Origin of the sequence: Massilia sp. TS11, from assembly GCF_022012445.1 — a bacterium.
Lineage (GTDB): Bacteria > Pseudomonadota > Gammaproteobacteria > Burkholderiales > Burkholderiaceae_D > Telluria.
Window position 1 is genome coordinate 221,177 of the sequence record NZ_JAKLTS010000008.1, and the last position, 13,004, is coordinate 234,180.

Here is a 13,004-nt window from a genome sequence, read left to right on the forward strand (position 1 = left end):
CGCCATCCTCAATACACCTCGGGGTGGGGGTCGGTGCGTTCGAGTTCGAGCGAGGCGGCCAGCAGGGCCAGGCGCGCCACCACGCCATACACGTAGAAGCGGTTCGGCGCGGCCGTACCCGGCTTGGCCTGCAGATCGGGCACCGCATGCTGCTGGGCGAAGGCGAGCGGCACGAACTGGGAGCCGGGCGCATTCAGGTTCTGGTCGACCCCGCGCTCGGCGTGCACGCGGTAGAAACCGCCGATCACGTAGCGGTCGATCATCGACACCACCGGTTCGGCCACGGCCTCGCCGATCGATTCGAAGGTCGGCACGCCTTCCTGGATGATCAGGTCGCTCACCTCGACGCCGGCCTTTATCACCGACATCTTGTGGCGCTGCTGGCGCGTCAGGTCCTTGACCTCGTTCGGGTCCTTGACCGTCATGACGCCCATGCCATAGGTGCCGGCATCGGGCTTGACGATGACGAAGGGCTTCTGCTTGATCCCGTACTCCTTGTACTTCTTGCGGATCTTGGCCAGCAGGGTCGAGACCTGGTCGGCCAGGCAGTCGGCCGGGTCGGCCACATTCACGTCCTGGCACTGCAGGTGGAGCGGATTGACCATCCACGGATCGACGTCGATCAGCTTGCCGAACTTCTTGGCCACCTCGTCGTAGGCGTTCAGGTGATTGCTCTTGCGGCGCAGGGCCCAGCCCGCATGCAGGGGCGGCAGCAGGGCCTGCTCGTGCAGGTCTTCGAGGATCGGCGGGATGCCGGCCGACAGGTCGTTATTCAGCAGGATCGTGCAGGGATCGAAGTCCTTCAGGCCCAGCCGGCGGCCATTGGGCGAGCGCACGAGCGGTTCGATGACCAGCATATTCCCGTCCGGCAGCGGCAGCGGGGTCGGCTCGGTGATGTCGGGCGACACCGAGCCGAGACGCACATGCAGGCCGGTCTGGCGAAACACCTGCATCAGGCGCGCCACGTTCTGCAGATAGGTCGGGTTGCGCGTATGCGATTCGGGAATCAGCAGCAGATTGCGCGCGTCCGGGCAGTATTTGTCGATCGCCGCCATGGCGGCCTGTACGGCCAGGGGCAGCATCTCGGGATTCAGATGATTGAAACCGCCGGGGAACAGATTGGTGTCCACCGGGGCCAGCTTATAGCCGGCATTGCGCAGGTCCACCGAACAGTAGAACGGCGGCGTGTGCTCCTGCCATTCGAGGCGGAACCAGCGCTCGATGGCCGGGGTCGCCTCGAGAATTTTCTTTTCGAGGTCGAGCAGGGGGCCGTTCAAAGCCGTTACGAGGTTGGGAACCATGCCAATCTTCCAAAAAACAGCATCTTACCTTGGGCTGTCCCACATCGGGGCAATTTCGGAGAATTCAAGCGGGTTTCCAAATTACCAAGCAAAAAAAAGCGCCCCCGAGGGGGCGCGAAGCATGGTCCCTTACCCCGGACCAGGAGAACACCGCTTTTCAATCAGCTGTGGTAGGCCGATTCACCATGGCTGGTGATGTCGAGGCCTTCGCGCTCTTCTTCTTCCGGCACACGCAGGCCGATCACGATATCCACAAGCTTGTAGGCGATCAGCGAGACCACCGCCGACCAGATGATGGTGGTGCCGACCGCGATGGCCTGGGTCTGCACCTGGCCGAGAATCGAGTAGTCGGCCGAGGCCTTGTTGGCCACGTAGTCGAACACGCCCTGGCCGCCGAGCGAGGGGGCGGCGAACACGCCGGTCAGGATGGCGCCGAGAATACCGCCGACACCGTGCACACCGAACACGTCGAGCGAGTCGTCGGCGCCGATCAGACGCTTCAGACCGTTCACGCCCCACAGGCAGACCAGGCCAGCGGCCAGGCCGATCAGCAGCGCACCCATCGGGCCGACGAAGCCGCAGGCCGGGGTGATCGCCACCAGGCCGGCCACGGCGCCGGACGCGCCGCCGAGCATCGAGGGCTTGCCCTTGGTGATCCATTCACCGACCACCCAGGAAACGGTGGCAGCGGCGGTGGCCAGCAGGGTGTTGATGAAGGCCAGGGCGGCGATGTCGCCCGCTTCCAGGGCCGAACCGGCATTGAAACCGAACCAGCCCACCCACAGCAGCGAAGCGCCGATCATGGTCATCGTCAGCGAGTGCGGGGCCATGGCTTCGCGCCCGAAACCGACGCGCTTGCCAATCAGGATGGCGCCGACCAGGCCGGCGATGGCGGCGTTGATGTGCACCACGGTGCCGCCGGCGAAGTCGAGCGCGCCCTTCTGGAACAGGAAGCCGGCTTTCTCGGTTTCCGACGCCAGGGTGGCGGCGTCCTTGATCGCATCCGGACCAGTCCAGAACCAGACCATGTGGGCGATCGGCAGGTAGCTGAAGGTGAACCACAGGATGATGAAGGCCATCACGGCCGAGAACTTGGCGCGCTCGGCGAAGGCGCCGATGATCAGGCCGCAGGTGATCGCCGCGAACGTGCCCTGGAACGCGACGTAGACGAACTCCGGAATCACCACGCCCTTACTGAAGGTGGCCGCGTAGCTGAAGCTGCCTTTGGCGGCGTCGAAGATGCCGCCCAGGGCCAGACGGTCAAACTTGCCGATGAAGGCATTGCCCTCGGTGAAGGCGAGCGAGTAGCCGTACAGGCACCACAGGGTGATGATGGTGGCGAAGATCATGAAGACCTGCATCAGCACGGACAGCATATTCTTCGAACGCACCAGGCCGCCGTAGAACAGGGCCAGGCCGGGGATGGTCATCAGGATCACGAGCAGGGTGGCGACCATCATCCAGGCGGTATCGCCCTTCTGCGGGGTCGGCGCGGCCGGGGCCGCTGCGGCGGGGGCCGGCGCCGGCGCGGCAGCCGCGGCCGGTGCTGCAGCCGAGGCCGCTTCCGAGGCGGCAGCCGCTGCCGAAGCCGGCGCGGCGCTGGCCGCAACCGCGGCCGAGGCGGCCGGCGCGCTGGCCGGCGCCTTGGCCTCGTCGGCGCTGGCCACGCCCACGCTGCCCAGGGCCAGCGTGAACAGGACTCCCATCACCCAGTTCTTCATGGTGTTCTTCATATTCAAATCCCCTTGATTAGAGCGCATCGTTGCCGGTTTCACCGGTACGGATCCGCACGACTTGTTCCAGGTTGTAGACGAAGATCTTGCCGTCGCCGATCTTGCCGGTGCGCGCAGCGTTTTCGATGGCCTCGATGGCCTGCTCGACGACGGCGTCATCGACCGCCGCTTCGATCTTGGTCTTGGGCAGGAAATCGACGACGTATTCGGCGCCGCGATACAGCTCGGTGTGGCCCTTCTGGCGGCCGAAGCCTTTCACTTCGGTCACCGTGATGCCCTGCACATTGATGGCCGAGAGGGCCTCACGCACTTCGTCCAGCTTGAAGGGCTTGATGATGGCGGTAATCATTTTCATCATTCACCTCGCTTAGAAAGTCTTGGTCAGGATCACGACCAGGGTCGTTTTGCCCAGGTTCTTGCCGCCCGGGCCCGTGTAGGCGTCGGTATCGGTACCGATGATGGCGCCCGACAGCGAAGCGAAGCCGAGGTCCTTGGTCAGGCCGACCTTGTAGTCGTTGTAGGAGAACGCGCCGTTGTTCTTCACCGTCTGGCGGCCGGCGTGCAGGTTCAGCTGCAGACCTTCGGCCACATCCAGATTGGCGCCGACGTCGAGGTAGCCCGAGTTCTTGGAATTGGCGAAACCGAACAGGTTGGTGGTCGAGTTCGAGTACTTGAGATAGGCCGGACCGAAGCCGACCTGGCCGTAGATCTCGGTGGTGTTGGCGCTCGGCTTGAGGCCGTTGCTGGCGTAGATATAGCTGAGGAAGCCGACGTCATAGGTGATGTCCTTGGCCAGCTCGCCGCGCTTGCCGCCGTACACGTCCCATTCCACATTGCTGTCGCCGCCGGCGTCCTTGATCCACTTGATGGTCGACAGCCAGGTGCCGAGATAGAAGCCGGTCGGGTTGTTCACGTAGTCGGCGCCGCCCTGCAGGGCCGGTTTTTCGCGCGTCTGGCCGATGCCACGGTAGCGGTAGGTCGAAGCCAGGGAGGCGTTGAACGTCACTTCATCGTCGGGTTTCTTCTCTTCAGCCTGGGCCAGCGGGGCCAGAGTCGACAGGGCCAGGGCGACGGCAGCGGCCAATTTCAGGGGTTGGGTCAGGTGCGTCATACGATTCCTTTGTTTTCGATGAGATGAATGGGGGCTTGGTTTACAATCTGACTGCAATCCGAGAGCATTCACGGCAAGTACAGCAGGAACCGTGCCAGCGTCCGGACCCGATTCCTGTCACAGAATGCATACAGGCTGCACCAGGACGAAGCAAAACGCACCAGCTTGGTGCACCGACATCACGCAAGGGCGCCACCGACCATGGACATGAACAGTTTTTTCAATGATTTGCAGGGCAAGATCCAGCAGGCGATCGAACAGTCGCCGGCCAAGGACCTCGAAAAGAACGTCAAGGCAATGATGACCCAGGGCTTTTCCAAGCTCGATCTGGTCACGCGCGAGGAGTTCGACATCCAGAACCAGGTGCTGGCCAAGACCCGCGCCAAGCTCGAGGCGCTGGAGCAGCGCGTGGCCGCCCTCGAAGCCGCCCTCGACGCCAAGCAGTCCTGAGCCCGGCGCGCTGGCGCCGCCGCATGTCGCCATCGCCCGGATGACGCCGGGCGTGCGTTTTCTGCTTTACATCAAGCACTTACCATTCACGAAGCGTGAACGGCAGGCCGCGAAATAAGCGCGCCGGCTCACGCATTGGCGCTGGCGCGGCCGGCCCGGCCGTCCCTAGCATGGTGCTCCTATTCACCTGAAGGAGCTGCCATGCCCATCGCGTTTGAAGTCAACGGCCGCCGTGCCATCCTCGACACCGACCCCACGCTGCCCTTGCTGTGGGCGCTGCGCGAGCACCTCGGCCTCAAGGGGTGTAAATACGGCTGCGGCATCGGTTCCTGCGGCGCCTGCAGTGTCGAGGTCGATGGCCAGCTGGCGCGCAGCTGTGTCCTGCCGCTGCAGGCCGTCGCCGGCAAGCGCGTCCTGACGATCGAGGGCCTGGCCCGGGAAGGCAAGCTCGACCCCGTGCAGCAGGCCTGGCTGGACGAAGATGTGGCCCAATGCGGCTATTGCCAGGCTGGCCAGATCATGGCGGCGCGCGCGCTGCTCAAGCGCCACCCGCGCCCGAGCGAGGCGCAGATCGCGGCGACCATGCTCAATCTGTGCCGCTGCGGCACCTATACGCGCGTGCGGGCGGCGATCCAGCGCGCTGCCGCCGCCCTGGGCGGAGGCGCGGCATGAAGCGGCGCGCTTTCCTGCAATCGGGCGCGCTGCTGATCCTGGCCCGCCCGGGCCGTGCGGCCAATCCCCAGACTCTGAGCGAATTCATCCGCATCGAGGCCGACAACAGCGTCGTGATCGGCGCCCACGTGCCAGACATGGGGCAAGGCGTCGCCACTGCCCTGCCCATGCTGATCGCGGAGGAACTCGACGTGCGATTCGAACAGGTACGTATCGAAGCGCTGCCACTCAGAGTGCGCCGCAATGGCGCCAGCGTGCGCTCCTACCTGGGCGCCGGCCAGAGTACGGCCGGCGGTTCGAACAGCGTGCGCGCCGGCTTCAAACCGCTGCGCGAGGCGGGGGCGCGCGCGCGCCTGCAGCTGATGGCGGCGGCGGCCGCGGCCTGGCAGGTCGCCCCGGAGACGATCAGCACCGCCCAGGGCCAGTTGTTCCACGGCGCCAGCGGCCGCCGCGCCACCTATGGCGAGATGGCGGCGCGGGCGGCCAGCCAGGCGCCCCACACGGGGCCGGTCAGCCTGAAACCGCCGAGCTCCTGGCGTGTGATCGGCAAACCGCAGCACCAGCGCGCGGGACGCGACATCGTGTGCGGCGCGCCCGTGTTTGGTATCGACGCTGAGCTGCCCGGCATGCTGCACGCCGTAATCGCGCGCTGCCCCTACCTCGATGGCGAGCTGGCCAGCCTGGACGATCGCGCCGCCCGTGCCGTGCCCGGTGTGCGCGACGTGATCCGGCTGCCGCGGCCGCCGGCCAACTTTACCTATTTTGCCGTCATGCCCCCGTTCGGCCATCTGGCCGCCGGCGTCGCTGTGCTCGCCGATAACCTCTGGGCCGCCCTGCGTGGGCGCGCCGCCCTGCGCCTGGAATGGCAGCGCGGGCCGGGTGCGGCCGCCCACGAGGACAGCGCCGCCGAGTACAGCGCCACCTGGGAGCGGCTGGCCGACCCCGACCAGGGCACGCCGCTGGTCGCCAGCGGCGACGTGGCCGCAGCGCGCGCCGCTGCCGCCCGGGTGATCGAAGCGCGCTACCAGGCGCCGCTGGTGGCGCATGCCTGCATGGAGCCGCAGAACGCGCTGGTCGCGGTGGCGCCGGACGGCAGCCAGGTCAACGCGATTCTGGCCACCCAGGCACCGGACCAGGCCCTGCAGGCGATCGCTGAGATCACCGGCATCGATCCGATGGCCATCCATATCAAGCTGGCGCGCATGGGTGGCGGCTTTGGCCGCAAATTCCAGCAGGATGTGGTGGTCGAGGCCACCCTGCTGTCGCAGGCTGTCCGGCGGCCGGTGAAGCTGGTGTGGACGCGTGAAGACGATTTCATGCACGACCTCTACCGGCCGGGCGCCTGCCACTGGCTGCGCGCCAGCCTCGACGCCCAGGGCAAGGTGAGCGGCTGGCACCACCGGCTGGCCTCGCATCCGATGGTCTTCCGCTACCAGTCGGTGCCGGCGCCACTGCAGAGCGCGCTCAGCGCCCTGCATGGCCCCGCCTATCTGGCCAAGGGATTGCCGCCCGCGCTGATGGAATATTTCTGGGACGGCTTCCCCGCCCATCATTTGCCCAACTTCCAGGTCGACTACCTGCCCATGCAGTCGGCCGCGCCGCGCGGACCGTGGCGCGCGCCGGCCCACGTGGTCAATGCCTTCGCGATCGAACAGTTCATCGACGAGCTGGCCCATGCGAGCGGCCACGACCCGGTCGCCCTGCGCCTGGACTGGATCGGCGCCGGACGCGTGCTCAATTACCGCGAAGCTTTCGGGATGCAGAAATGCGATACCGCGCGCCTGGCCGCGACCCTGCGACTGGCCGCCGAGGCCGCCGGCTGGGGCCAGCCGCTGCCACCCGGACGCGGGCGCGGGGTCGCCATGCACTACACATTCGGCACCGCGGTGGCGCTGGTGGCCGAGGTCAGCGTGCAGGGTGCGCAGCTGCGCGTGGAGCGGGTGGTGGCGGCAGTCGATGCCGGCATCATCGTCAACCCGGCCGGCGTGCGCGCACAGATCGAAGGCGGCATTCAGGACGGGCTGTCGGCGGCGCTGGAACAACAGATCACGATTCGCGACGGCCAGGTGGAGCAGCACAACTTCGACAGCTATCCGATGATGCGCATGGCCGCGGCGGCGCGCCGCATCGACGTGCACATCGTCGCCAGCGCGGCACCGCCCAGCGGCGTGGGCGAGGCCGGCATCGCCGCCATCGCGCCGGCGGTCGCGAACGCCATCTTTGCAGCCTGCGGCCAGCGGCTGCGGCGCATGCCGCTGCTGCCCGAACTGGAGCGCCTGAACGGCGCGGCGGGCTAGGACTGGCGCCGGGGGCTGGGCTGGACGGCGCCTGACGCACCTTTGGGCCAGCGCAAGCGCGGGCCCGGGGCACATCCGCAGAATCGACCGGTGATTCTGTGAGGAGGGCCCATGAACGAGCTGGCCGTGCTGCATAGCCGCGCCCTGTGCGGCATGCAGGCGCCTGAAGTGCAGGTCGAAGTGCATCTGGCCAACGGCTTGCCCAGCCTCACCATCGTCGGCCTGCCCGACGCCGCCGTCCGCGAAGCGCGCGACCGCGTGCGCGCTGCCATCCAGCACGCCGGCATGGAAATGCCGCGCCGGCGCATGACGGTCAATCTGAGTCCCGCCGATCTGCCCAAGGCCAGCAGCCGCTTCGACCTGCCGATTGCGCTCGGCATTCTGGCCGCCTCCGGCCAGATCGATGCGCGCACGCTCGGCCAGTATGCGTTTGCCGGCGAGCTATCGCTGTCCGGCCAGCTGCGCCCGATCCAGGGCGCGCTGGCCACGGCCCTGGCGCTGGCACGCAGCACGCCCGCGCGCGCATTCATCCTGCCGCGCGACAATGCGCCCGAAGCCAGTCTGGCGCGTGGCCTGTCCGTCCTGCCGGCGGCCAGCCTGCTCGAGGTCTGCGCCCATTTCAGCCGCCACCCGCAGGCCCCGCGCCTGCAAGCCTGGCAAGGCGCGCTGCCGCTGGCCGCGCCCGTGTACCCGGATCTGGCCGAAGTCTGCGGCCAACAAGCGGCCAAGCGCGCGCTCGAAATCGCGGCCGCCGGCAGCCACAGTCTGCTGATGATCGGCCCGCCCGGCGCCGGCAAGACCATGCTGGCCATGCGCTTCCCCGGCCTGCTGCCGCCGCTCGACGACGACGCCGCGCTCGAGGTGGCGGCCCTGCAGTCGCTCGACCAGCCCTTCCGTCCCGAGCACTGGGGACGGCGTCCGTTCCGCGCCCCGCACCACTCAGCCTCGGCGCCGGCCCTAGTCGGCGGCAGCAGCCAGCCGCGTCCGGGCGAAATCTCACTGGCCCACGGCGGCGTGCTGTTTCTCGATGAGTTGCCCGAGTTTCCGCGCCACGTGCTCGAGGTGCTGCGCCAGCCGCTCGAAGCGGGCACGATCACGGTCTCGCGCGCGGCCCGCCAGAGCGAGTTCCCGGCCCGCTTTCAGCTATTGGCCGCGATGAATCCCTGTCCCTGCGGGTATCTGGGCCAGACCGGCGCCAGCTGCCGTTGTACACGTGAGCAGATCGCGCGCTATCAGCAACGCATCTCCGGTCCCCTGCTCGACCGCATTGATCTGCGCATCGATATCGCGCCGGTCAGCTCGGCCGAACTGACGCGCGCGCGGCCGGGCGAATCCACGGCCCAGGTGGCTGCAAGGGTGGCGCAGGCCCATGCCCGCCAACAGGCGCGCCAGGGCTGCACCAATGCGCATCTGGAGGCGGCGGCGGTCGCGCGCCATTGCCACCTCAATCAGGCGGCGCTGCGCGTGATGCGCGACACCATGCGCAAGTTCCAGTGGTCGGCGCGCAGCTTTCACCGCGTGCTGCGGGTGGCGCGCACGATTGCCGATCTGGCTGGCCACGAGGCCGTCGAGGCCGTGCATGTGGGCGAGGCCGCCCAGCTGCGGCGCGGCTTGCCCGAAGCCGATCAGTAGCGCCAGTCCTTCACCAGGCGCTGGTAGTCGGGCGAGGCGCGCACCGTGCGGATGTTGTCCCACAGGCTTTGCACAGTCGCCTTGTGAGCATGGTAGTAGCGCTGCTCGACCATCAGGTACAGCGGCGTCACATGAAATGGCACAGGCAGCATCTCGATGCGGTTCTTGAACGCCGCCTGCAGCATCGGCGAGACATCGTTCTCGGAGCCAACCATGGCGGCCAGGCGCCCGGCCGCCAGTTTGGCCAGATTCTGCTCACCGGTATGGGCGCCATCATCGACGGCGACGCCTATCGCACGCAGCAGATCGGCATGAATGAAACCGCTCTGCACGCCAACAGCCAGCCCGCCGAGGCCACCCAATCGCTGGCCGTCCCAACGCACGGCCGAGTCGCGCTGGCGATAGATCATAAACCGCGTCACGGCCAGCGCACGCGTCGGGTCGGCATGCTCGCCATCCATAGGATACACCGCATAACGTTCGCGCTCACGCACGTAGCCGCCAATCAGGGCATCGACCTTGCCTTGTTCGGCCAGGGCCAGGCAGCGCCGCCGCGGCGCATAGGTCGCCTCGATGCGCAGCCCGAGCGGACGGCTGGCGCGGCGGATCAATTCCTGCACCTGGCCGCTGCCGTCAGGCATGGTGTACGGGGGAAAGGGATTATCGAAGGTGCACAGGCGCAGACTCAGGGCCTGGACCGGCAGGCTGCACAGACAGACGAGGGCGGCCAGCAAAAGACGCATCCTACCCTCCTTTGAAATATTGGTTAAACGACTATAACAACCAACAGGCGCAGCTGTCGAGCCTTGCGCGAGCGCATGCTAGGATGCGGATATGCACAATATTATCCGCATCTTTCTCGTCTGCGCGGTTTTGGCCGGCTGCAGCCCGAAATACAACTGGCGCGATTACCAGGACGCGCCGACCGGCTATCGCGCCACCTTCCCCGACAAACCCGCCAGCTACACGCGCGAGGTCGATCTCGACGGTATCAAAGTCGCGATGAGCATGACGGCGGCCCAGGTCGACCACGTGGTGTTCGCGATCGCCTGGGCCGATGTGCCCGATATGGCCCAGGCGCAGCGTGCGCTGACGGCCATGCAGCTGGCCATGGTGCGCAATATCGGCGGGACCATCACCAGCAGCAAGGCGGTCGGCAGCGGTGCTGACATCGTGGCCGACGGCCAGATCAAAGGCGAAGCGACGCGCCTGCAGGGCCGCTTCCGCGCCCAGGGGCGGCGCCTGTACCAGGTCATCGTGATGGGCCCGGCGCGCGAGATCGATGCCGAACAGGCCGACACCTTCCTGGCGGGCTTCGTCCCGCGTGAAAGGACTCCATGAGCAGCACGCTGCGCGGCGCCACGGCGCTCAAGGTCTTCCTCTGCTTCGCGGCGGGCTACCTGATCTCCTATGGCCTGCGTTCGGTGAACGCGGTGATCGCGCCCGTGCTGGTGGCCGACCTGCATCTGAGCAGCGCCGATCTCGGCCTGCTGTCCTCGGCCTATTTCGTCAGCTTCGCCACGCTGCAGCTGCCGCTCGGCGTCTGGCTCGACCGCTATGGCCCGCGCCGGATCGAAGCCGGGCTGCTGCTGATCGCCGCGCTCGGCGCCGCTGTGTTCGCCACGGCGACGACCCTGACCGGCCTGTGGATCGGGCGCGCCCTGATCGGAGTCGGCGTCTCGGCCTGTCTGATGGCGGCCTTCAAGGCCTATCGCCAGTGGTTCGCGCCGGAGCAGCAGAGCCGGCTGGCCAGCTTCATGCTGGTGGCCGGCACCTCGGGCGCCCTCAGCGCCACCCTGCCCGTCACGATGGCGGTCCCGGCCATCGGCTGGCGCGGCGTGTTCTGGGTGGTAGCGGGCGCGATCGTGCTGGTGGCCGCCGCCATCTTCTTCCTGCTGCGCGATGTCGAGCGCGCCCATCCGCTGCCGGCGGCGGCGGCGAGCGCCGACGGCGCCTACGCTAAGATCTTCGGCAGCGCCTACTTCTGGCGCTTTGCCTTGCTGGGCCTGATCAATCACGGCAGTTTCTTCGCACTGCAAACCCTGTGGGCCGGGCCGTGGATGAGCCAGGTGCTGGGCAAGACGACGGCCGAGACCAGCTCCATCCTGTTTGTACTGAATCTGGTGCTGATGCTCGCCTACCTCGCGCTCGGCTGGGCCGCGCCGCGCCTGGCAGCCCGCGGCTGGCATGCGCACAGCCTGATCGGCTGGGGTATCGGCGCCATGCTGCTGGCGCAACTCGGCATGCTGTTTGGCGGCTGGGGATGGTGGCTGGTGCTGGCCCTGTTCGTGCCGGTGACCACGATCGTGCAGTCGCATCTGGCCCTGGCCTTTCCCGCCAGCCAGGCGGGCCGCATCAATTCCGCCTATAACCTGCAATTGTTCGTCGGCGCCTTCGTCGTGCAATGGGGGATTGGTGTGCTGATCGATGTGTTCCGTTCGCATGGCGCCGATGCCGCCACGGCGCTGCGCGCCGCCCTCGCCTGCTGCGTCGGACTGCAGGTGCTGAGCTGGCTGCACTTCCTCCTGCGCCGCGTTGCCGCGCCCGCTGAAAACTGAAGGGCTTCGTGCTATTGTTCGAGCCTACCCAGCCGCATTGGAGGAACCCATGCTGATCACTTTTCGTTCGAAAGCGGCCTCCGACGTCATGATGTTCGGCGAACACGCCAAGCGCATCCTCACGCTGCTGCATAAGGATACGCAACGTGGCGTCATCACCGCCGAGCAAGCGCCGCAAGCCCTGGCCATTCTGGAAAAAGAAGTCGCGGAAAGCCGCGCCCATCCGGTGTCGGATGAAGTCCAGCACGATATCGACGCCCACCACCATGGCGCGGACGACGATGCGGAACACGAAGGCGCGCAGAGCGTCAGTTTCGCCACCCGCGTGTTTCCGCTGATGGAAATGCTGCGCGCGGCGCAAGCCAAAGGCCACGACGTGGTCTGGGGCGTGTGACGGACGTTCAGATCCATCGCCACACGATGGTGGCACCCGACGGCACCGAGCTGGCCGTCGTCGACTATCTTTTGCCACGCGCCCAGGCCAAGGGCGGTGTCGTGCTCATGCATGGTCTGGGCGAACACAGCGGGCGCTACACGCCTATCGCCCGGTTCTTCAATGAACAAGGCTTGTCCGTGCGCAGCTATGATCTGCGCGGGCATGGCCGTTCGGGCGGCGCGCGGGGCGATGTTCCGAATGGGACGCCGCTGCTCGTGGACGCCGAGCTGCTGATCGACGATTTTGCGCGCCAGCTCGACCAGCCGCCCTTCTTGTTCGGCCACAGCATGGGCGGCCTGTTCGCCACCCAGTTTGCCCTGAGCCGGCGCTCGCCGCTGCGCGGTCTGATGTTGAGTTCGCCGGCATTGGCGGTCGATCTGTCTGCGCTGCAGCGCCGCCTGCTCGGCCTGATGTTGCGGCTGGCGCCCTGGTTCGGTGTGCCGAATGGGCTGCGGCCCGAATTTCTGTCCCACGATGCGAACGTCGTGCGCGCCTATCGGCAGGACCCGCTCGTGCACAACAAGATCAGTGCGCGCCTGCTGCAATCGATGCTCCAGGCCATCGAGGTTTGCCAGGCCCAGGCGGGCACGCTCAGTCTGCCCTGCTGTCTGATCGTGGCGGGCGACGATCACCTCGTCAATCCGGCTGGCGCCCAGCGCTTCTTCGCCGGCCTGCAGCAAGGCATGGCCGAAATGCACGTCTACGAAAGCTGCTACCACGAAGTCTTCAATGAGCCCGAGGCGCCGAGCGCCTTCGACGATCTGGCCCGCTGGCTCCAGCAGCGCCTCTAAAGCAAAAAACCCCGATAACGCGA

At 67.0% G+C, this 13,004-nt stretch carries 13 protein-coding genes; 8 read left to right on the forward strand and 5 right to left on the reverse strand.

Going from position 1 to position 13,004, the window contains the following annotated elements; translation table 11 throughout:
• Positions 1 to 8: 8 nt before the first annotated feature.
• From gshA to LZ005_RS14285, 4 genes are all read right to left on the reverse strand, one after another.
• Entirely contained in the window at positions 9 to 1,301 is a 1,293-nt protein-coding gene (gene gshA, locus LZ005_RS14270; RefSeq protein WP_237808740.1) for a glutamate--cysteine ligase, read from the reverse strand.
• A 161-nt stretch (positions 1,302 to 1,462) separates the two neighbouring features.
• Positions 1,463 to 3,034, reverse strand: coding sequence for an ammonium transporter (locus tag LZ005_RS14275; protein WP_307727807.1), 1,572 nt, complete (start codon positions 3,032 to 3,034; stop codon positions 1,463 to 1,465).
• A gap of 16 nt (positions 3,035 to 3,050) precedes the next feature.
• A complete protein-coding gene (locus LZ005_RS14280; RefSeq protein WP_237808741.1) occupies positions 3,051 to 3,389 on the reverse strand; it encodes a P-II family nitrogen regulator in 339 nt (112 codons plus the stop codon).
• Positions 3,390 to 3,401: 12 nt separating this feature from the next.
• Positions 3,402 to 4,145 carry a TorF family putative porin gene (locus tag LZ005_RS14285; protein WP_237808742.1) on the reverse strand — a complete coding sequence of 248 codons (744 nt, stop codon included), beginning with the start codon at positions 4,143 to 4,145 and terminating at the stop codon, positions 3,402 to 3,404.
• 201 nt (positions 4,146 to 4,346) lie between these two features.
• Here LZ005_RS14285 and LZ005_RS14290 point away from each other — a divergent pair, with 201 nt between their 5' ends.
• From LZ005_RS14290 to LZ005_RS14305, 4 genes are all read left to right on the forward strand, one after another.
• Positions 4,347 to 4,595: an accessory factor UbiK family protein gene (locus tag LZ005_RS14290; protein WP_237808743.1), complete on the forward strand. Its 249-nt coding sequence runs from the start codon at positions 4,347 to 4,349 to the stop codon at positions 4,593 to 4,595.
• 201 nt (positions 4,596 to 4,796) lie between these two features.
• Positions 4,797 to 5,267 carry a (2Fe-2S)-binding protein gene (locus LZ005_RS14295; RefSeq protein WP_237808744.1) on the forward strand — a complete coding sequence of 157 codons (471 nt, stop codon included), beginning with the start codon at positions 4,797 to 4,799 and terminating at the stop codon, positions 5,265 to 5,267.
• Positions 5,264 to 7,564 carry a xanthine dehydrogenase family protein molybdopterin-binding subunit gene (locus tag LZ005_RS14300; protein WP_237808745.1) on the forward strand — a complete coding sequence of 767 codons (2,301 nt, stop codon included), beginning with the start codon at positions 5,264 to 5,266 and terminating at the stop codon, positions 7,562 to 7,564. Before LZ005_RS14295 ends, LZ005_RS14300 begins: the two co-directional genes overlap by 4 nt.
• Before the next feature lie 111 nt (positions 7,565 to 7,675).
• Positions 7,676 to 9,196: a YifB family Mg chelatase-like AAA ATPase gene (locus LZ005_RS14305; RefSeq protein WP_237808746.1), complete on the forward strand. Its 1,521-nt coding sequence runs from the start codon at positions 7,676 to 7,678 to the stop codon at positions 9,194 to 9,196.
• Here the strand turns inward: LZ005_RS14305 and LZ005_RS14310 are convergent.
• Positions 9,190 to 9,939: an ABC transporter substrate-binding protein gene (locus tag LZ005_RS14310; RefSeq protein WP_237808747.1), complete on the reverse strand. Its 750-nt coding sequence runs from the start codon at positions 9,937 to 9,939 to the stop codon at positions 9,190 to 9,192. The two genes, LZ005_RS14305 and LZ005_RS14310, sit on opposite strands and share 7 nt — an antisense overlap.
• A gap of 91 nt (positions 9,940 to 10,030) precedes the next feature.
• Here LZ005_RS14310 and LZ005_RS14315 point away from each other — a divergent pair, with 91 nt between their 5' ends.
• Genes LZ005_RS14315 through LZ005_RS14330 form a run of 4 tightly spaced genes read left to right on the forward strand, consistent with a single transcriptional unit; the run spans position 10,031 to position 12,981 of the window.
• Complete coding sequence (locus tag LZ005_RS14315; protein ID WP_237808748.1) at positions 10,031 to 10,537, forward strand: hypothetical protein; 507 nt, start codon at positions 10,031 to 10,033, stop codon at positions 10,535 to 10,537.
• A complete protein-coding gene (locus LZ005_RS14320) occupies positions 10,534 to 11,754 on the forward strand; it encodes a nitrate/nitrite transporter (RefSeq protein WP_237808749.1) in 1,221 nt (406 codons plus the stop codon). The genes LZ005_RS14315 and LZ005_RS14320 overlap by 4 nt, the downstream gene beginning before the upstream one ends.
• A gap of 49 nt (positions 11,755 to 11,803) precedes the next feature.
• Positions 11,804 to 12,148 carry a DUF1840 domain-containing protein gene (locus LZ005_RS14325; protein ID WP_237808750.1) on the forward strand — a complete coding sequence of 115 codons (345 nt, stop codon included), beginning with the start codon at positions 11,804 to 11,806 and terminating at the stop codon, positions 12,146 to 12,148.
• Positions 12,145 to 12,981, forward strand: a complete 837-nt coding sequence (locus LZ005_RS14330) for an alpha/beta hydrolase (RefSeq protein ID WP_237808751.1) — start codon at positions 12,145 to 12,147, stop codon at positions 12,979 to 12,981. Before LZ005_RS14325 ends, LZ005_RS14330 begins: the two co-directional genes overlap by 4 nt.
• Positions 12,982 to 13,004: the final 23 nt, after the last annotated feature.